The organism is Ruminococcus intestinalis, from assembly GCF_014288065.1.
GTDB lineage: Bacteria > Bacillota > Clostridia > Oscillospirales > Acutalibacteraceae > Ruminococcoides > Ruminococcoides intestinale_A.
In genome coordinates, this window is the sequence record NZ_JACOPS010000001.1 from 593,490 (window position 1) to 616,535 (window position 23,046).

Sequence of the window (23,046 nt, forward strand, 5' to 3'; positions counted from 1 at the left end):
TATTACCTCTGTTTTATGTAGATTTCGTATTCGTCAAGACTTTGGTCTGTCTTGATTTTCAGCTTGTAACCCATATTGTTAAGTCTGATTATGTTTGATTTATTCTGTCCCGCAAGTTTTGAAACCGAATGAGGATTTACATATGCCTCAAAAAAATCAACCTCTTTGTCGGGATAATTTTTAATCAGTTTAGTTATTTTATCAAAGAAGATTTTGTTTTCGCAAAGTTCTTTAAATGCAGGGTGATAATTATTGCCGAGGCTGTTATTTTCAAGACTTTCGGAATAATGAAGTCCGAGCCTTATTATACGGATGTTTTCGCTTTTAAATTTTAAAATGAGCTTTGAGCAAAGTTCAACCGATTGCTCAAGTGTGTAAGGAATAAACTTTTTACTGTTATAAAGATTTGCAAGTTCGGTATCCTGCATAATAACAGTCGGATATATCCTTACAGTATCCGGTCTGAGCTTTATAAATTCATCGGCAGTATAAATGTCTTTATAAAAATCAGAACCGTACAGTCCCGTCATCATCTGCAGTCCGAGTGATATGCCGTAATTTTTTATAATGCGGCAGGCATTTCTTACATCATCCGCCGTATGTCCTCTTTCATTGAGTTTAAGCACTTCATCATCCATAGATTGAGCGCCGAGTTCAATTGAAGTTACTTTATAGCTTTTCAAAAGACTTACAATTTCATCGTCAATGCAGTCGGGACGGGTAGATAACCGAATACCTTTAAAGCGGTTGATAAACGGCTTGGTCGCATCTAAAAGTTCGAGCATATATTCTCTGTCAATTGCTGTAAAACTGCCGCCGAAAAATGCAATCTCCGCCTCTTTGGTATTTTCTTTTAAAGAATCTACGGCGATTTTTACGGCATTTGTCACATCATCGGCATTTGGCTGATACGCTTGCCCCACAATGTTTCTTTGATTACAGAAAGTGCATTTGTGAGGGCATCCGTTGTGCGGTATAAAAAGCGCCACATTAGAATGTTTAATAACCCATCAACTCCAGTGCTTCTCTTGCCGCCTGCTGTTCAGCCTCTTTTTTACTTTTTCCGCCGCCTTTGCCTATAACATTGCTGTTAAGGTGAACCTCTACGACAAAGTGCTTGTTGTGGTCGGGGCCCGATTCGTCAACGAGTACATATTCGAGCAATTCCCCGGGATTTTTCTGAATAATCTCCTGTAAAGTGGTTTTGTAATCGTTTACGGGTCTTTTCTTTGATGCCTTAATCGCAGGGATTACAAAGTTAAGAATATGCTTAGAGGCAGGCTCGATTCCACCGTCAATATAAATAGCCGCAATCAGCGCCTCAAATGCATCTGAAAGTATTGACGGGCGTTCTGCACCGCCGTTGTGGCGCTCGCCTTTGCTCAAAATAAGATACTTACCCAGTCCGAGTTGTTTTGCAAATACGAAAAGGCTCTTTTCGCATACAAGCGAGGCTCTTAGTTTGGTAAGCTCGCCCTCCGGAAGCTCGGGGCAGTTTTTGAAAATGTAGTCAGAAACTACAATTGAAAGAACCGCATCACCTAAGAATTCAAGTCTTTCGTTATATTTGATATGTTTTGATTTGTGTTCGTTTGCATAAGAAGAATGTGTGAGTGCCTCTTCGAGCAAACTTATATCTTTAAATTTATAGCCGATTTTATTTTCAAGTTCCTGCACTTAAATCAGTCCTCCGAATTAATAACCTTTGAAATTTCACCGATCGCATCAGCAAGCACATAATCTCTTGAAAGTCTGATTGCGTTTTTAACGGTGACGGCTTTTGCACTGCCGTGCGCCTTGAACACAGGTTTTGATGCACCCAAAACAGGCGCACCGCCGTATGTGTTGTGGTCAAGTTTTTTCTTAAGTTTTTTTATATCGCCGAGCACGAGCGAAGCCGAAAGTTTGCCTTTAAGACTGCCTGTAAACAAGTTCTTGATCTCGTTCATAACAACCATTGCAACACCCTCATAGGTTTTTAAAATAAGATTGCCTGTAAAGCCGTCGCATACCACAACATCGCAAATCCCCTGCGGAATATCTCTGCCCTCAACATTGCCGACAAAGTTTAAGTTGCTTTCTTTCAAAAGCTGATATGTAGTTTGATAAAGCTCTGTTCCTTTGTGATCTTCGGTGCCGACATTTGCAAGGCCTACCCTTGGGTTATCAATCTTCATAACTCTGTTCATATAAATTGAGCCCATTACCGCAAATTGAACGAGCATTTCGGGACGGCAATCTACATTTGCACCGCCGTCAACAAGCATAAAGAAACCGTTTGCGGACGGCATAACGGGAGAGAATGCAGGTCGTTTAATGCCTTTAATTCTCTTAACCGCAAGAGTTGCACCCATACAAAGAGCACCGCTGTTGCCTGCGGAAACAAAAGCGTCACCCTCGCCGTTTTTAAGCAAATTAAATCCTACAGCCATTGAGCTGTCTTTCTTTGATTTAAGAACCGCATCGGCATGGTCGTCCATAGTAATAACTTCTGTGCAGTGATGAATTTCTATTCTGTCAAGAGATATATTATTGTCATTTGCAACCTTAAGAATTTTACCCTCGTCGCCTGTGAGAATAATTGATAAATCGTCAAATTCCGCAACAGCCTCCGCACAACCCTTGATTATTTCAAGCGGTGCATTATCTCCGCCGAAGGCATCTACTATAATTTTCATTTTTACACCTCTAAATTCATATGTGTAAGATAAGCCTCAAGGCTTTTAAGCGCTCTGTCCGAATATGCTTTTCCTCGCTCCTGCTTGTCACGGGGACGATTTTCGAGAGCAGGAAGTACACCGAAATTTGCGCCCATAGGCTGGAATTTCTCCACATATTTGTCGGATATATAGCCCGCAAGAGCGCCGAGCATTGTGTCAGTCGGTAAAATCACAGGTTCTTGACTGTTTAATCTTCGCACTGCGTTTATGCCCGCAAGTATTCCCGAAGCCGCCGATTCCATATAGCCCTCAACACCTGTAAGCTGACCTGCAAAAAACAAGTTTTCATTTTCTCTCAAAGAAAAATCGGCATTGAGCAGTTTAGGTGAATTAATAAATGTGTTCCTGTGCATTACACCGTAGCGGTAAAATTCCGCTTTGTGCAATGCAGGAATCAGTGAAAATACCCTTTTCTGTTCACCAAATTTCAGGTTTGTTTGAAATCCTACAAGGTTATACATAGTACCTTCGCAATTCTCTTTTCTAAGCTGAAGAACTGCCCAAGGTCTGTGCCCTGTTTTAGGATTTACAAGACCGACAGGTTTCATCGGTCCGAATCGCAAGGTGTTTTCACCACGCTGTGCCATAACTTCAACAGGCATACAGCCCTCGTACACCTTAGGATTGTTTACATCAAAGCTGTGCAAAGGTGCTCTTTCAGCGGTTACAAGTGCCTGATAAAAAGTTTCGTACTCTTCTTTATTCATCGGGCAATTTATATAATCGTCGCCACTGCCTTTATCGTATCTTGATGCATAGAAAGCATAATCCATATCAATGCTTTCGGCACTCACAATCGGAGCGGCGGCATCAAAGAAAGAAAGCGAAGTACCGAATCGCTCTATTATTTTTTCGGCAAGAGCGTCCGAAGTAAGCGGACCCGTAGCAATAATTGTAATTGCATCATCGGGAATTTCTGTGATTTCTTCTTCAAAAACGGTTATGTTTTCATCGGCTCTTATTCCGTCGGTTACAAGTCTTGAAAAAATATCTCTGTCAACCGCAAGAGCACCGCCGGCAGGCACTTGGCATTTGTCTGCGCATTTCATAAGGAAAGAATCAAGTCTGCGCATTTCTTCCTTTAAAAGTCCTGCGGCACTTTCTGTTCGCATTGCCTTTAATGAATTTGAACACACAAGTTCGCCGAATAAATCGGAATGATGAGCAGGCGTTTTTTTCTTCGGTTTCATTTCATAAAGGTGAACCTTTATTCCGTGTGATGAGATCTGTTTAGCGGCTTCACAGCCTGCAAGACCTGCACCTATTACATTGATATAACCTTTTTCCAAAAAGTTCACCTTTCCTTTTAAAGTCGTATTAATTATTCTCCGTCTTTCTCAACGAATTCCTTTTCAAATCCGCAGCCCTCTGTTGCACAATAAAGTTTCGGCTTTTTACCCTTTTTCTTAAAGAGTATGCCGCCGCACTGCGGACATCTTTCATTTACGGGTTCGTTCCAGCTTACAAAATCACATTCCGGATAATTTGAACAGCCGTAGAACACACGCTTTTTCTTTGTGTGCTTAACAATAACATCACCGTTGCATTTAGGGCATTTAACGCCTGTCTTTTCAACAAACTTAAGAACATTCTTACATTCGGGGTAACCCGGGCAGGCAATAAATTTGCCGTATCTGCCAACCTTAACAACCATCTGTCTGCCGCATTTGTCGCAGATAATGTCTGTCTGATCTTCTTTAAGCTGGAGTTTCACACCCTCCATCTCTTCCTTGGCTTTCTTGAGAGTTTTGTCAAAATCGGAGTAGAATTCGTCAAGCAATTCCACCCATTCTTCCTGACCGTGCTCAACCTCGTCAAGCTTTTCTTCCATTTGTGCGGTGAATTTATAGTTTACAATCTTCGGAAAGCGCTCTTTTAAAAGGTTTGTCATAACCTCGCCGAGCTCTGTCGGATACAAAGTTTTTGCCTCACGCTTTACATACTCACGGCTTGTAATTGTTGTAATTGTTGCCGCATAAGTTGACGGTCTGCCGATACCGTATTCCTCAAGTGCCTTAATTAACGATGCCTCGGTGTATCTTGCGGGCGGCTGTGTGAAGTGCTGATTCTTTTTAAGCTCCTTGCACTTTACAGGCATATCTTTTTCAAGCGGAGGGAGCTGTGTGGATTTTTCTTCTTCCGTATCTTTGCTTTCTACATACAAGGTTGTAAAGCCCTCAAAGTCAACATAGTATCCCGATGCCTTGAAAATGTATTCTTTAGCCGAAATTTCAGCCTGTGTGGTTTTCTGAATACAATCAGACATCTGTGACGCCATAAATCTGTTCCAAATAAGATTGTACAGCTTAAACTGGTCAGATGTAAGGCTTGCCTTTACATCTTCCGGAGAAAGGCTCGGCATTGAAGGTCTTATAGCCTCGTGTCCGTCCTGTGCATTGCTCTTGGTTTTAAATACTCTCGGTTTTGCCGGCAGGAATTTTTCACCGAATCTGTTTAAAATATACTGTGCCGCCTCTTCCTTTGCAACATCTGAAATTCTTAAAGAGTCGGTTCTCATATATGTGATAAGACCCGTTGCACCCATTCCCTCAATGTCAACACCTTCGTACAGCTCCTGGGCAACTTTCATTGTTCTTCTTGATTGGAAGCCGAGTTTTCTTGACGCCTCCTGCTGTAATGTTGATGTAATGAAAGGCGGTGCGGGGGTTTTTCTTCTTGTGCCGTGCTTTACTTTTGTAATCATATATTCGGCATCGGCAAGATCCTGTTCAATCTTTTCTGCCTGTTCTTGATTTTCAATTTTTATCTTGCCGTTGGCATCGGAATAAAGAGAAGCCGAAAACGACTTTCTGCTGCCCTTAGGAATAAACTTAGCGTCAATAGTCCAATATTCTTCGGGCTTGAATTTTCTGATTTCTTCTTCTCTGTCAACAATAATTCTTACCGCAACAGACTGTACTCTGCCGGCTGAAAGTCCTCTTCTGATTTTTTGAGAAATGAAAGGACTTAACTTATAACCTACAAGTCTGTCAAGAATACGCCTTGCCTGTTGAGCGTTTACAAGGTCGATATTTATAGAACGGGGATGAGCCATACCGTTTGTTACGCCGTTTTTGGTAATCTCGTTAAATTCAACTCTGTTGTTGTCATCAAGCGGCAAGCCGAGAATATACGCAAGGTGCCAAGAAATTGCCTCTCCCTCTCTATCAGGGTCGGTTGCGAGGTAAATCTTGTCGCTTTTTTCTGCGAGCTCTTTAAGTTCTTCTACAAGTTTTTCTTTACCTTTGATGATTTCGTATTTTGGTGCAAATTTTTTCTTTATATCAACGCTGAGTCTGGTTTTAGGCAAATCTCTTACATGTCCCATAGACGCAATTACTTCGTAATTTCCGCCGAGGTATTTTTTGATTGTTTTAGCCTTAGCAGGTGACTCAACAATTACTAAATCTGACATTTACTGCCTCCGTTTATTTTAATACATACATTCTGCCCTGCATCGCCGTTACCAAACCTTTCATTTCAAGTTGAGTAAGGGCCGTAAGCACTTTAAATACAGGGATACCGAGTTCGCTTACTATTTTATCTATATGAACAGGCTTGTCGCCGATAGTACCGTAAACTGTTACGGCTGCATCGGACAAACCCAATGCTTTCAAATCTGAAATACTTTTCCGCACATCTGCGTTTTCTTTATTATTAACATCAGCGGAAACGCTGCTGCTTTTGCGTGCGACATTTTTAGTTTCTTTTACAGCCTTTTCGGGCTTTAAGGTTTTATCGGAAGATACGCTTGCATTAATCCTTTCAGACTTTGCCTTATCTTTTTTATTTGTGCTGTTTTTTGATTTTGCAGTCTTTTTGCCTTTTACAGGCACTGCCTCAAGGTCGGTAAAACTTATATTATCAAAATCAAGTTTTTCGTCCTCAACATATAACCCTCTGTTTGAGTTAAACTCGCTCAAAACATCCATAAAATCAGTTACAGGGCAGGCAAGCCCGTTTTTTATAAGAGTATTAGAGCCCTCGTTCTGCGGACTGTTGTTTCCGAGCAGAGCAAAAACTTCTTTGCCCTGGTCGATTGCCATTCTTGCGGTAATCAGCGAACCGCTTTTTATTCCCGCCTCCATTACAACAAGACCGTCCGAAAGAGCGGATATGATTCTGTTGCGAGCGGGAAAATTATATCTTAGCGGCGGTTCATCGGGCGGATATTCGGATATAACCGCACCGTTTTGCGCAATTGCATTTCTCATACCCTCGTTTTCGGTAAGATATTTATAGTTGATACCGCAGCCAAGCACGCATACGGTAATTCCGTTTGCAGAAAGTGCTCCTCGGTGCGACGCACAGTCAACGCCGAGCGCACCTCCGCTTATAATAACAACGCTGTACTTAGCAAGAGCATATGCAAATTTGTATGAATTATCCGTACCATATCTTGTTGCCCGCCTTGTGCCAACAATTGAAACGCTTAGGCGGTTGTCAAGCTCCGGAAGTTGTCCGTTTACATAAAGAACGGCAGGCGGAGTATCAATATTAATTAATTTTTGCGGGTAATGCTCGTCGTCAATCGCAATTACCGAATATTTCAGTTCGCTGCATTTGCTTAATATCTCATCCGCAACCGAAACCTTAGTGTTGTTAAGTTTTCGCATTTCGTTCGGTGTAAAGATACCGCAGTGTTTCCACTCTTTTTCTCCGCCGTGAACAAACTCGGCAATGTCATTGTAAAGTTTAAAAATTCTCTTTACCTTTATATTGTTATAACCGAGTGCTTTTGAAATCCATATCCAGTAACGAGCATTTTCAGAAATCATTTCATCATTTCCCACATCAGTATTGCAGCAGCCACAGATGCGTTGAGTGATTCTGCCTTGCCCTCCATGTGTATGGTGATTTTGTTTTGGCAGGCTTTTTCTGTTTCTGCTTTTATTCCGTTGCCCTCGTTGCCTACAACGATTGCGCACGGAGTTTGAAATTTTACATCCGTAAGACTGACAGCGTCGCTGTTTACAACGGCAGCATACGAATTAATCTGCGGATTTTCGTTAAGGAAATCCTTAATTGAACTTTTGATTATAAAAGGTATTCTGAACACAGCGCCCATACTGCCTCTTACAACCTTTGGATTGTAAATATCGCAACAGTCACAGGAAAGTATAACTCCGCTGACATTAAATGCCTCTGCCGAGCGCAAAACAGTGCCTAGATTGCTTGGATCCTGCACATTATCAAGCGCCAAATATTTACTGTCACCCTTTATTGTATCAAACTCATTGGTTTTGTCAAGTGTTTTTATAACCGAAAGAAAGCCCTGTGGCGATTGAGTATCACTCATAAGGGCAAAAATGTTTTCATTTACACAGATTACATTCTTTGCTTTTTCTTCAAGTAAAGCAAAGTCCTCACCGTGCTTTTGCATAGCTTTTTCGGTTACAAATAATGTCTGAATTTCCGCACCGCTGAAAACTGCGTCCATACAGATTCTTAACCCCTCCGCTAAAAAAAGACCGCTCTTGCGGCGTTCTTTTGCACTTGACTTGAGTTTTACGGCTTTTTTTACATTAGAATTGTCTTTGCTTGTAACAAACAGCATCTTTTTTCTCCTAAAATGCCAATTGCGTTTGGTGTTACCCAAACGCAATTACAGTTTAAATTAAGCGTTTTTAGCCTGCTCAACAAGAGCTGTAAAAGCCTTAGGATCAGCAATAGCAATCTCTGAAAGCATCTTACGGTTCAATGTAATGCCGGCTTTTTTAAGACCATTCATAAATGTTGAATAGTTTGTGCCGTTTGCCTTGCAAGCTGCAGAAATACGAGTAATCCAAAGACGACGGAAATCTCTCTTTCTCTGCTTACGGCCGATATATGCATAGTTGCCGGATTTCATAACAGCCTGTTTAGCCATTTTGAAATGTCTTGATTTAGAACCCCAGTAGCCCTTGGCAAGCTTTAATACCTTTTTTCTTCTTTTGCGAGTCATCATCGCACCCTTTACACGTGCCATTATATATTACCTCCGATTATTATTTAAATAAAAAGCAGTACAAGCGATAAATTATTTATAAGGAATTAAACGCTTGATCTGAGCTACATTTGTCTTATCTGTAACAGCAGTCTGGCGTAAACCTCTCTTACGCTTTGTTGTTTTCTTGTTAAGAATGTGGCTCTTGTTTGCGTGTGCACGGATTACATTACCGTTCTTAGAAAGTTTAAAACGCTTTTTAGCACCACTGTGAGTTTTAATTTTAGGCATAATAAATATCCTCCTTAGCTGTGATTACTTATTGGACTTTGGTGCAAGAAACATAAGCATATTGCGACCTTCAAGCTTTGCAGGCTTTTCTACCGAGGCAAACTCTGCACAAGCTTCAGCAAAGCGGTTCATAGTTTCAAGACCGATTTCAGGATGTCCCATTTCTCTTCCTCTAAAACGGATAGATACCTTAACTTTATCGCCGTGCTTAATAAACTTAGTAGCATTGTTAAGTTTGGTGTTGAAGTCGTGTGTATCAATGTTTAAAGAGAGTCTAACTTCCTTAATATCAACAACATGCTGATTTTTTCTTGCTTCCTTTTCCCTTTTAGCCTGCTCAAAACGGTATTTGCCGTAGTCCATAATTTTACATACAGGCGGAACGCTCTGCGGAGCAATCTTAACAAGGTCAAGATTTTTTTGTTCTGCAAGTGCGAGAGCTTCCTTTGATGACATAATACCGAGCTGCTTTCCGTCCGAGCTGATTACTCTAAGCTCTTTATCACGGATTTCCTCGTTAATCTGAATATCTTTCTTGCTGATGGTTAAGCACCTCCAAAGTACCTTTTCAAAAAAAATAATGCGGACAGAAATACACCGTCCGCATTGCAATACAAATAAACTATTATGTTTAAGGTATTGACCCGTGCAGACGACACCCCACAGGTGAAAGCATTTCTGCTTTGCTTTATTGTACTTACACATTATATAACCGATTACCTGAAAAGTCAAGGGATTTTTCATTATTTTTTCATTATCGGAAAATATTTCTTGAAATATATGTGTTACTATGCTAAAATTATACCATTGGAGTGATGAAAATGCAATACGCAAATTATCAGCCCTATCCTTATTATCAAAATCATATGCAAAGTCCGCAGGAAATCAAAAAAGCGCACGATTTAAAGACTTTGCAAAAAAAATCAAGCGGATTGGGCTTTTATATTCTTACCTATTTTTTATCAATGAATATCATTGTAGTCGGTATAACATTTTTATTAACCGTGTCTACGATGCTGAATACGGATATTTCTAATTTCGATACCGAAACTTTAACGCAGTATATAATAAGTAAATTGACTTCCGATCCTGTTTTTTATTATATGCAGATTTTCGCAGCAGCCGCCTCGGCGACAATCACCGGACTGATATATTTAAAACTAAGCAAAACGCATATTTCAGACTGCCTGTCGGTTAAATCCGTAAAACCCGCTATGCTTATCGCCCTCGTACTTATGGGTATGGGCGTTTCAATGGTTTCAAATGTTGCCGCCGACCTTGTAAGTTCCAACTTTTCGTTAATCGGCATTGAATACAGTCTGAATATGAATATGTCATCAAGGTCTGTATTTGAAAATATTTTATATGTTGTTGCCATAGCCGTTACCCCTGCATTTGCCGAGGAATTTGCTTTTCGAGGTATTTTAATGGGTTCGCTTAGAAAATACGGAAATTCATTTGCAATAATTGTATCTGCCGTCATGTTCGGCGCAATGCACGGAAATATTATTCAGATTCCGTTTGCGTTTATACTCGGACTTATTTTTGCTTATATTGACTGCAAGGCAAACTCAATTATTCCGTCAATAATTATTCACTTTATAAATAACTTCTACTCGGTAATTATGGATATTTTGCAAAGTCAGAACATTGTTACCACCCGTTCTTTCTATATAATATACTATTCAATATTTACCGCAATGCTTGTGTTCGGAGTTTTGGCTTTCCTTTATATAATGAAAAAGGATAAAAATTTCCTTAGCATAAGCGATACCTCGAATGTTGTTTCTCTCTCACTTAAAGAAAAGATAAAATGTTTCTTTACAAGTGCAGGTACAGCTACAATAGTTGTTATCTTGATTCTTGAAACTATCATTGCTTCTGTAGCGCTATGAGTGAATTTAATATAAAGTATATGGAAAAGGCGCTTGAGCTTGCAAGAGAGGCTTTTCAAGATGACGAAGTGCCTGTCGGTGCGGTGATTGTGCGTAATGGCGAAATCGTTGCTACAGGCAGGAACAGACGAGAAAAAGAAAAGAACGCACTTTTGCACGCAGAAACCGACGCAATTAACAATGCCTGTAAGGTGCTCGGCGGTTGGCGGCTTTGGAACTGCGATATATATGTAACCCTTGAGCCTTGTCCGATGTGCGCAGGCGCAATTATAAACGCTCATATTCCGAATGTGTATTTCGGTGCGTACGATTTCAAAAACGGTTCTTGCGGTACTATAACAAATCTTTTTGAAATGCCGTATAATTTCAAACCGAATTGTAAAGGCGGTATTATGCAGGAAGAGTGCGCCGACCTTCTAAAAAGTTTTTTCAAGCGGTTGAGATAGTTTTATTTGGAAAATATAATAACAAAAGCAAAACCGATAAGCGATTTTCAGCTTATCGGTTTTTTAGGTTCTTAGTAAAACGGTTTTAATTACTTGATAAAGCAGTTTGCTAAACCATAATTAAATAATAATTATTTTAATTTAGAATAATCTTCATCACTTACAGGTTCAAGCCATTCGTTTGATGTATTTGTACCCGGAACTTCTACTGCAAGGTGTGAGAACCAACTGTCGGGTGCCGCACCGTGCCAATGCTTAATGCCTGTAGGAATATTTATTACATCACCCGGGTTTAACTCAACAGCCTCTTTGCCCCATTCCTGATAATATCCTCTGCCGCCTACGCAAACAAGTATCTGTCCGCCGCCATTTTCAGCATTATGAATATGCCAATTATTACGGCACTTCGGCTCGAAAGTTACATTATAAATACCGACCTGTGCTGTAGACAACGGTGCAAGATAGCTCTGACCGATAAAATATTTTGCAAATGCGTCATTAGGTGCGCCAATCGGGAAAAGAATTGACTGCTGATATTTTTCCTTTTCGCTCAAATCTTCCGCATCATCAGCCCATACTTCGGTAGCCATTCTGAATGCTGCCCAAGCCTTTGGCCAGCCGGCATAGAATGCGGCGTGTGTGAGAATTTCTGCAATTTCCGTTTTTGTAATACCGTTCTTTTTTGCTGACATAAGGTGATATTTAAAGGATGAGTCGGTTAATCCCTGTGCCATAAGTGCGGTTACTGTTACGAGTGAGCGGTCACGAAGTGAAAGTTTATCTTCTCTTGACCATACTTCACCGAAAAGTACATCGTCATTAAGTTCTGCAAATTTAGGTGCAAATTTTCCGAGCGAATCTCTGCCTGCGGTTTGTTTTACAGCCATAATCATACCTCCAAGTTTAAAATAAAAGTATTATTTTACCGTGATATAAAATTATCACTTCTTTATCAGTATTATAATACTTAAAGCTGACTTTAAGTCAAGAGATAAATAAAAATTTTTGGTTCTGTTTTTTAATATTGGAAAATTATGGTTTAGCGGAGTGTCGGTCGGTGATTGAAATTTAGCTAATGCTAAATAATCCTCCCAAAAGCAAAAAAGTTTACTCAATTTTTTCAAAAATTGCGGGTTTGGGCAGTGCGCATAAAAATCTTCCGATATGAAAATTTATCAGGCACAAAAAGCCATGCTGTTTGCGTGCTTGCACCGAGTTTAAAAAAACAGGCGGTAGCCTTTTAGAGAAAATTTGCTTATTTATTCTTTATTGAATGGCTTTCTTGTTGCTATCGCATTTTTAAAGGCTAATGCCGTTGCGTTTAAGCCGCCAAACAGCAAGCTGTTTGGCTATCGTCAGATTGCGTAAGCGGAAAGTATTTGTGGGCTTTGCCCACACCCATGAACTTTGAAAAGGTCGACCAAACTTTTATAATTGCTTGATAAAGCAATCAGCCAAACAATAATTTACCACAACTTTTGATAAAAAATCAAAATTTTTACATAAAAAAAGCGAGCATACTTTTGGTATGCCCGCAAAATGAGAATTTAAACTTTAAAATCACTCTTCGTAAGTGCCTGACCAAGCCTGTGCTTTTCCGTCATAAAGATTTTTACCTTCTACAACCTTTACATTCTTAGTCTTTTTAACCCAAGTGCTTTCTGTATTCTTAAAAAGGAAACTTTCTGTACCCGGATAAATAGGTTCGGGAAGTTCGTATTTCCAGATGTCTGTGCCCTCAATTTGAGTCATTTTATATGCCTCTTCGGAAAGACCGTTGCCCCAACCGTAAATATAAACTTCTCCCCACTTTGTTTTTGAATTATCAAAATATACTACATCAAGTGTCCATTCGGGAGCCTCTTCTTTTACATACGGACCGACTGTTGCTGTTGCTTTGTCTGTTGCTTCATCAACGCTTTCAAGGTTGTAGCAATTGTTTGTGCTGCTTACAGTTGCTGTCCAAGCGTTGTATACAGGGCCTGAACTTGACGCCTTTGTCATTTCGTCAACCATATCTAATGCTCTGTAGAAAGTAACACTTGTAAGTGTGTTTGCTACCTCTGCCTTAAATACATTCGGATAATCGTCGGTATCCTGCTCAAGCAGATAAGACTTCTTTGTATTGTTATCAAAAGCATAGAGATTTGTACCCATTGATGTCATCCAAGGAAGCTGTGTCTTTAAGTAAAGTGTGTAAGTAGAAGGTGCGGGAGCAGTTGTCGGCTGTGTAGAAGGCTTGGTTGCCTCTGTAGGTTTTGCAGGCTGTGTAGGCTGTGTAGGTTGTTCAGCCTTATAAACTTCGCCTGTTTTGCCTGTGTCCTCTCTAATACCGGAAATATATCTCTGGATCATTGTTACATCTCTGATATCTACAACACCGTCAGCTGTAACATCGCTCAATGCATATATAAGCTGTGAAGGCTTTACGGACTCTGCAACAATAAACTGGAGTGAGGTTACATCCTGAACATTAAATTTTCCGTCTGTGTTTACATCACCGTATTTATATGTTTTGTCGCCTCTTGTAACTTCAGTTGCAGGCTGTGATTCAACAGTAGGTACAAGTGTTGTTTCTTCCCATGAAGTTGTCTTTGTAAGACCGAAAATTCTAGAAGTTCCTTTTAATTTAAGGCCTTTTTCCGACGGATACTGACGAGGAGCAGAGTTTACATTTGAGCTGTCGCAGAAGATAACTCTTGTGTTTGGAGAGTGTGCAAGGTCAAAATTTGACTCAGACTCGTTTTCATCTGCATCTGTTGCAATACAGGTTGTAGGAACTTCTGCATAGTAATAACCTGTTGCCTTATCATAGTTCATCTTTGTACCCGGCCAGTTTGATGCCTTATAAGTTTCTTCCTTTGAAGATTCTTCGTCATAGATGTAAACATAGTAAGGAGCTTTCCATTTTGAGCTTGTTTCTCTTTTTTCAGAAGCAAAGAATACATACACACCTGAACTTGCAGATTTCTGCTTGGTATATTTGTAAGTAGTGGTTGTTGTATTTTTGCCGTCTGTTGCTGTAAGAGTAAGGTTGATTGTTTCGCCGTAAGCGTAGTCTGAACCTACTCTGATTGCAATGTCACCTGTGTAAGCTACAGGCTTAGAATTGTCAATGCAGTATGTACCTGATGCTGCGTTGTCAAGACCGAGGTTGAGTGTAATTGTGTCACCCTTGAAATCACCGCTCTCTACAGAACAAGTATTTCTCGGAGTTGTTGTGCCGTTGTAAACAACAGCTACACCTGTTGAACCGATATTACCTGTAAGAACGCCGTTAGCTACAGTGAATTTAGCGCCTGAAATTGTATCTGTGTAAGTACCGTTTGCAAGGCCTGTGCCTGAAATACTTACAGACTTTTCGTTGCCGTCGCAGTTAGCAAGAACTACACCGCTTGTGCCTCTTGCAACATAAGCTACATTGTCAACGGCACCGAGTTTTTCACTCTGACCAACAAAGAGGTTATGGAACTTATTAATTTCAGAAACAGCTGTGCTCTTATAAGTTATATCGCCTGCTGCCTCACCCATTAACGATGCACCCGGACGGGCAAAGTAAAGAGAAGTAGCGTCTTTTCTTGCGGCTATGATAGCCCATGCTTTAGTGATGTTTTCGTCAGATACTTTAGCGGTATTGCTGATACCGCCTGAACCCGACTCGCCCTCGTATGTATCGTGCGACTCTGCCCAAAGAACTACATCGGATGCGGCAACGCCTGACTTGTAGCTTGAGTTTGCGGCATTTGATGCCTTGCCTTTTACCACATTTGCGAGTACGGAGTCACCTGTTTTGTTATCTGTTACATTAATGTACTTTGTGTAAGAACTGTAACTTCTGCCGGAACCGCAGTTGTTAAGAATCTCACCGTAAATATAAAGATTGTCGCCTGTTTTTGCTTTGTAATATGAGCCTGCAGACTCTGTAATGTTCTTCCAATAATCAGAAGCATATTCACCGTCATCGGGAGTTTCAATGTGTTTCGCCGCATCAAAACGGAAACCGTCAACACCGCAGTCGATACATTCCTTAAGGAGTGAGATAACCTTATCCTGAACAACTTTGCTGTTTGTGTTGAGGTCAGGGCAGGAAGTAACATGTCCCTGAACTACATTTTTTACACTGCTGTCTGATGCAACAATATCGTTGTTACGGAAGAAAGCACTTGCATTGTCGTAAATTTCAGGATCATATGTTTTAACCTGTGAGCTTACAACATTAGGTGTATCTTCGCTTTCATTGCCCATATGGTTAGAAACAATGTCGCAAATAATTTTTACACCGTACTTTTCAGCCTCTGTACAAAGGTCTTTGAGTTCGTCTTTTGTACCGAACCATGCGTTTTTAGCTACAGAAAGGCTTACAGGCTGATAAAGTTTCCACCACTGACCTGTAACATCTCTTGATGTTGAGTAGTCTTTCGGCTGCTGAACAGGTGAAGTCTGAACTGTAGAATAACCGGCTGCTGCAATTGCAGGCAGGTTTTCCTTAATTGTTTTGTATGACCAGTTAAAAGCGTGTAAAATTACGCCGTCCTGAACATTTCTTTGCAGATTATTGTCCGCTGCGGAAACCGCATTATCATTTTCAGCTGCGGATGCGGTCAATGCCATTGCAGATGCAGAAGAAACGATAGTTGCCGCAAGCACAATGCTTGTCAGCTTTTTAAGTTTACTCATAAACGAAATCCGTCCTTTCCAAGTATTTGATTTCCTTTTAATTATACCAAAATACTCCACAAAAATATATGTTTTATTTTAACAAATTAGCCGCAGTATTTTTAGTTATTATGACAAAGAAACGCTTTATTATATACGCAAGAAACAAGCATAGTAAATAAATTTATTTTTATTTGAATCGGACAAAAAATTCGGCTCACGCCGCAAGTTTCTCGTGGCAGTTATTTCTTGTCTGTTTGTATTCTTATTTTACTCTCCGTACATTTTCAACCGAAGTGCAGGGCAGAAATAGATGGTAAAACCTACAAAGCCGAGATTACAGTAAACTAATAACTATTTGGTATATATAAATGAAAGGACGGATTAATATGAAATTTAAAAGAGTTTGCATAGCATTGATAATATAAAAAGGCTTGTGAAAAAATTAGATGTAAGCTATGATCATCTGTTTTTGCAGTTTCAAGATAAGAAAACAGTAAAAAAGATAAATGAAATTGTGAAAGATAAAATAAGATTTTAAAAGGCTGTTACAAAATTTGTAGCAGTCTAAAATATTGCACAATTAAAACAATAATACATAGTGTAATAAGACGAATTTGTGCAATATAATTAATTGTTGTTGCTTATTTATCTTTTGTATGGTAGAATTAAGCTAAGGTTAAAAACAGTCACATTTTTAAAACCCATATAATATTTAAAATAATGAGGAGGAATTTAAATGAAAAAAGCAATAATAACAAAAAGGATAGTTTCGATATTTCTTTCATCAATTACAGCTTTTATGTTGCCGTCACAAGCATTTGCAACAAATTTATCTGATAAAAATATCAAATATTCTTCGTTTGATGATATTCAGGGTAACGGAGAAAAAGTTGCAAATATTGTAATGGAATTAGAAGAAGAGCGTACTGAAAATACAAAACTATTTTTACTTGATGATGGGTCAAAAATGTTAGCTGAATATACTGAACCTATTCATTATAAAAACGATAATAATGAATGGGCAGAATATAATAATACACTTGTTGCGGAAAATGCATTGTATTCAGCTGACTATGATACTGATTACACTAATAAAAGCAGTAATCTTAATATCAAATTGTCGAAAAAGGCTAAGCCACAGAATATGATAAATATTTCTGATGACGAATATTCTATTTCTTGGGGATATGAAAACACCAATAAAAGTAATATCATAATTGATAATAATGATGTTGATTTAAATGAAAATGATAAATTTACTTCAGTTGAAAATATTACATCTCAAGTAACATACGAAAATGTTTATAAAAATGTTGATTTGCAATATTTTGTAACTACAACAGGTGTCAAAGAAAATATTATCTTAAAAAATTCTGATGTTCAAAATGAATTTTATATTTCTTATAAAACAAAAAAGCTTACTGCAAAACAAACTGACGATTATACAATCACATTATATAATAAAGATAATACACCGGTGTATATGATTAATGCACCCTATATGGTTGATGAAAAAGGAGAAGCAAGTTCTCAGTTAAAGCTTGAAATATTAAATCAAAATGGAGTCAATCTGAATATTAGGCTTACTGCTGATTATGATTATGTTCATTCATCAAATAGGAGTTATCCAATTACAATTGATCCGGAACTCACAAATAAATTTTCAAGTGAATTATATTTAAACGAGGTTTACGGTAACAGCACACTTAACCACGGTCCGTATTATATTTCAAATGATCATTATATTGTTGCAAATTTATTAAAATTACCCGAACTTGATGAAGGAGAAAAAATAATAAGTGCAAAATATAATTTTGAGATAAAAAACGGTAGTTCTTTATTTGCAAATGAAACAGATAGCCCAATAATAATCAATGCACATAAACTTAACGGAATTGAAAATGGCGTAGTTTCATATGAATCCGATATTTTAGATTATGACTCTTTGTCATATAACGATAACAGTAAATTTACTTTTGATCTCACAAAGCTTACTAAAGAATGGTACGATAACGGAGATAAAGTTGACGGTTTTGTAATTGAAGGACTTGATACAGCAGAATCAAGAATTGCAAATCTAAAAGAATCTACAAGAACATCTGCAACACCTTCTATAACAATAATTTACAAGGATTATTCAGGCACAGAAAGTAATCTTTCATATCATACTGTTTCAGCCGGATATAATGCTCAAGCAAAGGTATCCGATTATCTTGGAAATCTTGTTGTTTCTCAAAAATTATATGAAGGAACAGGTGCAAGAATGCCGGTCACTATATCGGCAACATATAACAGCATAAAAAACAATGATATTAGTGGTTGCGGTTGGTATTTTTCTTTTGAACAGTGTATAAAGGAAACTAATAAAAATCTTTCAAATGCCGGATACAACTATATATACATAGATACTGAAGGAACAAGTCATTATTTGAAAAAGAGTAGTAGTGAAGAAAAATGGCTTGATGAGGATGGATTAGGTATTACGCTCTCTGTCAAAGAGGACTGCATTATAGTTGAAAACGGTAATACAACACAAACATTTGATACAGTTGCAAATGGCGGTAAAATACTAAGTGAAACGGATAAAAACGGTAATACAGTTACTTATTCTTACACAAATGGTTATTTATCATCAATTACTGACGGTTCGGGAAGGATTATTCAACTTGGTTATACAGGGAAACCGGACGGTTCTAAACGAATTAATCAAGTTACTTTACCTGATAATGAGAAAATATCAATTTATTATAATTCATCTGAAATTGATACAATAAGTGCATTTGTGTTTCCTGATAAAAAGACATCTGCTTTTTACTACGATAAAAATAATAAGATTACAAAGGAACAACTTCAAAATCGCACATTAGAAAATACTGCTGTTATAAGTAAACACTGCTTTATATACAATGAAAAAGGACAAGTAACAAAAATAACCGAATACGGAAAAAATAATTCTGAAGGTAATTATCTTAATATTACTTACAGCAATGACAACACAACTATTTTTGAAGATCGCAACGGATTAAAGACGACATATACCTTTGACAATAAAGGCGTTTTGATGTCGGTATTAAATGCAAACGGATATCTTGAAAGCAATCATTCGTCAGGATTGCAGAACACAAGTGGAGCTGATTCTTTTACTAAGAATATCTTGACGGAATCATATGAATTTAGTACAATAGGTACAAATAAATATTATACTAAATCTAATGGTAAGATTAACGGAGTACAAAGCAAAGACGGTATTTGTGAAATTGATTCTTCAAAACCGAGTAAAGAAGATGGTACTTTTCAATATTTCGGTTCAAATTCAATTAAAATAAGTAATCCTGTTAGCGAAAACAACGCCTCTTTCTATACTTCTGCTTTTCACGATATAAGTATAACAGATGAAAATTATATAGGCAAAGAATTAACTCTTTCCGCTTATGTTAAAACAAAGAATGTTAAATGGAAAACATTAGATGAAGCATTTGGAGCTTTGCTTGAGGTTGAGTTTTATGATTTTTTTGCAAATTTGCTTGACTCCAAAACAAGCATAGGTATATCAGAAACAGAAGATTGGCAACGCATAAGTGTTACTGTAACTGTTCCTGAAAGCACAAGAACAATGCGTATAAAGTGTAGTGTTAAAAATGCAACCGGTACAGCTTGGTTTGACTGCTTGCAGCTTGAGGAAGGCAATTGTGCTAATGATTTTAATGCTTTGCAAAACAGCAATTTTGAAAGCAATGATTATTGGTTTACAAATGATAAAAAATCAATTTCTACTAAAGAAGGGGTTGTTTCATTAGGCGGCAAAGAGGGCGTGTTTGTTGAACCTACATCGGTATCTGAAACTATGCAAAGTGAAAATAAAGAAATTGAAGAATCAACATCAGTAAAAATAGTTGATGTTGCTGTGCCTAATTCTTATATTTATGAATATGATGATTATGGTAATGTGATAAGTGAGTTTCACGGTACTGTTGACAAAAAGGTTAAGAAGTATTATTTCGATGAGCCAACTGAAGAAACAAATACAAGTCAAACAGAAACCACACAGCCTATTGCGACTTCAGGCGAAGGAGAAACTGAAAGTAATGACAATAATTCTTACATTTACCAAAATATAAATGTAGATAGAGCATATGTTTCTTTCAATCTTGTTGGTGAGGCACAAGCTAAATCTGTTCCTCTTACTAATGATACAAGAACTTTTGGCATTGTTCTTAATATTTTCTATGATGGAAATTCAATTCCTGAAACTCATTATCAAGAGTTTAATGCATATACAACACAAAAGCAAACTGTCAATATGACGGTTGCTCCAAATTTAATGGATAAAGTTATCGATTATGTTTCTTTTGCATTTGTTTATAACAATAATAGCAATACTATGAAAATTAGCAATTCAATGCTCAACATAATCAGTTATCCGGTTAAATTTGAAAGTGATACTGTTGAAGATAGTTCTACCGAAAAAGGAAATACAGGAAATTCTGACATTGAATATGATGGATATTTTTACTGTGAAGCTTTGTCGGAATCGCCTAATTACAATAATACATATATTCAAAATAATATGACATATGATACAAGCGGTAACTATGCTACAGCTAAAACTAATCAGGCTGGAAACACAGTTTATTATTCATATGATGTTAATGGTAATGTAACTTCTGCTGAAGATGGCGAAGAAAATCAAACAAGTTACACTTATAATAAAGACAACAGTATGGCAAGTGTAAGTAGTGAAGAAGTCAGAAATGAATATTCGTATGACGAAAAAGGAAGTATTGTTACTATTACTCATAACGGATTCAACTATGATTTTAGTTATGATGATTATGGAAATTTGTTATCAACAAATGTTGGAAATGCAGCTCTTACTACTAACACTTATTTAAAAAATAATGGTGAGCTACAAAAAACTGATTTTGCTAACGGCGATTATGTTGAATATTGTTATGATAACTTTAATAGAATTACTCAATTAAAAGGTGAAAACGGCGTAATAGCAGAGTTCATTTATAACAAGAAAGGTAAAGTAGCAAAGGTTGTTGACTATTCGGCAAAACGCACAACAATGTACTACTATGATTTTACAGGTGCTGTGTCAGGTAATTATTGCCAGACGGAAGATGATATTGTTCTATACTTTCTCGGGGTTAATGAAAATGGCGAAAAAGTCGAGAAAACTAATATTGCCGGTTTTGAAAGAACAATTACGAGCGGTGTTGATAACGGAGCTCCCTTTGTAGAAAGCGATGGAGTATCTGTTAGCAGAAAATCTGATGAATTTGAGAGAGTTACCTCTGTGGAAACAGAAGATACACAAAAAAATGCCGTATTCATTACAAACTATGAGTACACAAGCGGAAATTCTGCAAATTCAACAACATCTCTTGTAAGTAAGATTACTCAAAAATATAAAAATAATAGCTTAGTTAATTATGAATACTCGTACGATGGAAATGGCAATATCACCGATGTAAAACGAAATGGTACAAAAATTGCTCAGTACGGTTATGACGGATTAAATCAGATTACTAATTATGCAGACAGTACAACAGGCATTTTCGCACGATTTAATTATGATAATTCAGGTAATATTACAAAGATTAATATTTACAAATTAAAACAAAACGGTTGGATTCCGTCTGATTTGATTTCAGTAAAAACATATACTTACTCTGATACGAATTGGAAAGATAAGCTAACTGAATATAACGGAACGAACATTACTTATGACGAATCAGGTAATCCTCTTTCTTATCGTGACGGAATGTCATTTGCTTGGGAAAAGGGAAGAAACTTGAAAACTGTCAGCACAGGAAGTAATACTATTACTATGCAGTATGACAGCGAGGGATTGAGAACACAGAAAAAGTATAATGATGAACGAATCAATTATTATTACGATAATAACAAAAACCTTACAGGAATGGACGCCTCAGGTATTGTTCTTTTCTTCCATTATGACTCAAATGGAAATGTTATAGCAATGTCCCGTTATGGTAATAAGTATTATTATGTAAAAAATTTGCAAGGTGATATAGAGAAAATTGTAGATAGTTCAGGTAAAACTGTTGTAACTTATACATATGATGTATTCGGTAAAATCATATCACAAACAGATACCTCGGACTGTGATCTCGCAAATATAAATCCGTTCCGTTATCGAGGATATGTGTATGACAGTGAAACCGGTTTGTATTATCTCAAGAGCCGTTACTATGACCCGGTTACAGGCAGATTTTTAAATGCAGATATGTATTGTGACACTCAATCAAATATCTTTGGAACAAATATGTTTGCATACTGCAACAATAACTGGGTAAATCAGATTGACCCTGAGGGTACAGACGCTTATATGGTACAATTTGGTAATGCGGTTAGATTATTTGATACAGCATTTTTACCAGGAACAATAAGATTGGAATTATGTGATTACTTCGACCTTGATTTAAATTCTCTTGGTTCGCATTTTTCTGTCAAATTTGGACATACCTCTTTGTTGTTGCAAGATTCGGCGAATAATTGGTGGTACTTTTATTGGGGACCAAAACACGTAATACTTAGACCTTGTGGAAAAGATGATTTTGGAAGTTATATGGAGTTATCGTCTTATCTATGCGGCTTTGACCCACGTCAACATCATAATTACTATGTTTATGCAACAAATTCAATTGAAAAATCTTATTATACTAAATGTAACGATGAAAAAGTAACAGATTGGTTGTATATAGGTGGTAATTTTGCCAAATCGTTTAAATATGCTTATGAAAAGGTAATGAAAATGTATTCTTGGTCAAATGCCAATAATCTAAAATTTACTTGCTACGAAAACGGTAAACGCATAGTAATTTTTGATGTTTGTGAAAGAGCGCGTGATTATAGGACTGGCAATGAATGGCTTAATGATTTACATACAACTAATTACGAATTAAATAGAGAATATGATTTAGATGGATATAATTGTGTACAAGTATCAATGGAAACTTTATTGAAGGGAAAATTTTATAGCTACTATGAACATCTAAGAAATATACTTAATGAAAATAAAGATAAACGTATTCCTAATTATGTTTACGAAAAGCTAAAATCAAATTAAGTAGGTGATT

The 23,046-nt window shown here is 37.5% G+C and carries 15 protein-coding genes; 3 read left to right on the forward strand and 12 right to left on the reverse strand.

Features of this window, described 5'->3' with window-relative positions:
- Positions 1-2: 2 nt before the first annotated feature.
- Genes H8R91_RS12390 through infC form a run of 10 tightly spaced genes read right to left on the reverse strand, consistent with a single transcriptional unit; the run spans position 3 to position 9,519 of the window.
- The gene (locus H8R91_RS12390) at positions 3-989 is read right to left on the reverse strand and encodes an elongator complex protein 3 (protein WP_186934808.1); all 987 of its coding nucleotides are present in this window, start codon (positions 987-989) and stop codon (positions 3-5) included.
- Positions 990-999: 10 nt separating this feature from the next.
- Positions 1,000-1,677 (reverse strand): ribonuclease III, encoded by a 678-nt coding sequence (rnc, locus tag H8R91_RS03000; protein WP_186934809.1) that lies wholly within the window; start codon positions 1,675-1,677, stop codon positions 1,000-1,002.
- Between the two features lie 5 nt (positions 1,678-1,682).
- Complete coding sequence (gene plsX, locus H8R91_RS03005; protein ID WP_186934810.1) at positions 1,683-2,678, reverse strand: phosphate acyltransferase PlsX; 996 nt, start codon at positions 2,676-2,678, stop codon at positions 1,683-1,685.
- Between the two features lie 2 nt (positions 2,679-2,680).
- Positions 2,681-4,042 (reverse strand): methylenetetrahydrofolate--tRNA-(uracil(54)-C(5))-methyltransferase (FADH(2)-oxidizing) TrmFO, encoded by a 1,362-nt coding sequence (gene trmFO / locus H8R91_RS03010; RefSeq protein WP_186935003.1) that lies wholly within the window; start codon positions 4,040-4,042, stop codon positions 2,681-2,683.
- Entirely contained in the window at positions 4,042-6,135 is a 2,094-nt protein-coding gene (gene topA, locus H8R91_RS03015; protein ID WP_186934811.1) for a type I DNA topoisomerase, read from the reverse strand. Before topA ends, trmFO begins: the two co-directional genes overlap by 1 nt.
- A 13-nt stretch (positions 6,136-6,148) precedes the next feature.
- On the reverse strand, positions 6,149-7,498 hold the full coding sequence (gene dprA, locus H8R91_RS03020) for a DNA-processing protein DprA (protein WP_186934812.1): 1,350 nt from the start codon (positions 7,496-7,498) through the stop codon (positions 6,149-6,151).
- Positions 7,495-8,277: a TrmH family RNA methyltransferase gene (locus H8R91_RS03025; RefSeq protein WP_022234892.1), complete on the reverse strand. Its 783-nt coding sequence runs from the start codon at positions 8,275-8,277 to the stop codon at positions 7,495-7,497. The genes dprA and H8R91_RS03025 overlap by 4 nt, the downstream gene beginning before the upstream one ends.
- A gap of 60 nt (positions 8,278-8,337) precedes the next feature.
- Entirely contained in the window at positions 8,338-8,688 is a 351-nt protein-coding gene (rplT, locus tag H8R91_RS03030) for a 50S ribosomal protein L20 (protein ID WP_022234891.1), read from the reverse strand.
- A gap of 51 nt (positions 8,689-8,739) precedes the next feature.
- Positions 8,740-8,937, reverse strand: coding sequence for a 50S ribosomal protein L35 (rpmI, locus tag H8R91_RS03035; protein WP_022234890.1), 198 nt, complete (start codon positions 8,935-8,937; stop codon positions 8,740-8,742).
- Between the two features lie 24 nt (positions 8,938-8,961).
- Positions 8,962-9,519, reverse strand: coding sequence for a translation initiation factor IF-3 (gene infC, locus H8R91_RS03040; protein WP_436286324.1), 558 nt, complete (start codon positions 9,517-9,519; stop codon positions 8,962-8,964).
- A gap of 239 nt (positions 9,520-9,758) precedes the next feature.
- On the opposite strand from infC, the gene H8R91_RS03045 reads away from it, so the two are divergent.
- Positions 9,759-10,832, forward strand: a complete 1,074-nt coding sequence (locus tag H8R91_RS03045) for a CPBP family intramembrane glutamic endopeptidase (RefSeq protein ID WP_186934814.1) — start codon at positions 9,759-9,761, stop codon at positions 10,830-10,832.
- A complete protein-coding gene (locus H8R91_RS03050) occupies positions 10,829-11,278 on the forward strand; it encodes a nucleoside deaminase (RefSeq protein ID WP_186934815.1) in 450 nt (149 codons plus the stop codon). Before H8R91_RS03045 ends, H8R91_RS03050 begins: the two co-directional genes overlap by 4 nt.
- Positions 11,279-11,409: 131 nt before the next feature.
- Here H8R91_RS03050 and H8R91_RS03055 read toward each other — a convergent pair whose 3' ends face one another.
- A complete protein-coding gene (locus tag H8R91_RS03055) occupies positions 11,410-12,165 on the reverse strand; it encodes a carboxymuconolactone decarboxylase family protein (protein ID WP_186934816.1) in 756 nt (251 codons plus the stop codon).
- Positions 12,166-12,838: 673 nt separating this feature from the next.
- A complete protein-coding gene (locus tag H8R91_RS03060) occupies positions 12,839-15,955 on the reverse strand; it encodes an alpha-amylase family glycosyl hydrolase (protein ID WP_186934817.1) in 3,117 nt (1,038 codons plus the stop codon).
- Positions 15,956-16,673: 718 nt separating this feature from the next.
- On the opposite strand from H8R91_RS03060, the gene H8R91_RS03065 reads away from it, so the two are divergent.
- Positions 16,674-23,036 carry an RHS repeat domain-containing protein gene (locus H8R91_RS03065; RefSeq protein ID WP_186934818.1) on the forward strand — a complete coding sequence of 2,121 codons (6,363 nt, stop codon included), beginning with the start codon at positions 16,674-16,676 and terminating at the stop codon, positions 23,034-23,036.
- Positions 23,037-23,046: the final 10 nt, after the last annotated feature.

Bases quoted from the DNA above. Each gene is read 5' to 3' on its own strand.
- H8R91_RS03050 (WP_186934815.1), top strand. From the start codon at position 10,829: ATGAGTGAATTTAATATAAAGTATATGGAAAAGGCGCTTGAGCTTGCA.
- H8R91_RS03025 (WP_022234892.1), bottom strand. From the start codon at position 8,277: ATGCTGTTTGTTACAAGCAAAGACAATTCTAATGTAAAAAAAGCCGTA.
- topA (WP_186934811.1), bottom strand. From the start codon at position 6,135: ATGTCAGATTTAGTAATTGTTGAGTCACCTGCTAAGGCTAAAACAATC.
- dprA (WP_186934812.1), bottom strand. From the start codon at position 7,498: ATGATTTCTGAAAATGCTCGTTACTGGATATGGATTTCAAAAGCACTC.
- H8R91_RS03045 (WP_186934814.1), top strand. From the start codon at position 9,759: ATGCAATACGCAAATTATCAGCCCTATCCTTATTATCAAAATCATATG.
- H8R91_RS03055 (WP_186934816.1), bottom strand. From the start codon at position 12,165: ATGGCTGTAAAACAAACCGCAGGCAGAGATTCGCTCGGAAAATTTGCA.
- rpmI (WP_022234890.1), bottom strand. From the start codon at position 8,937: ATGCCTAAAATTAAAACTCACAGTGGTGCTAAAAAGCGTTTTAAACTT.
- H8R91_RS03065 (WP_186934818.1), top strand. From the start codon at position 16,674: ATGAAAAAAGCAATAATAACAAAAAGGATAGTTTCGATATTTCTTTCA.
- H8R91_RS03060 (WP_186934817.1), bottom strand. From the start codon at position 15,955: ATGAGTAAACTTAAAAAGCTGACAAGCATTGTGCTTGCGGCAACTATC.
- plsX (WP_186934810.1), bottom strand. From the start codon at position 2,678: ATGAAAATTATAGTAGATGCCTTCGGCGGAGATAATGCACCGCTTGAA.
- rplT (WP_022234891.1), bottom strand. From the start codon at position 8,688: ATGGCACGTGTAAAGGGTGCGATGATGACTCGCAAAAGAAGAAAAAAG.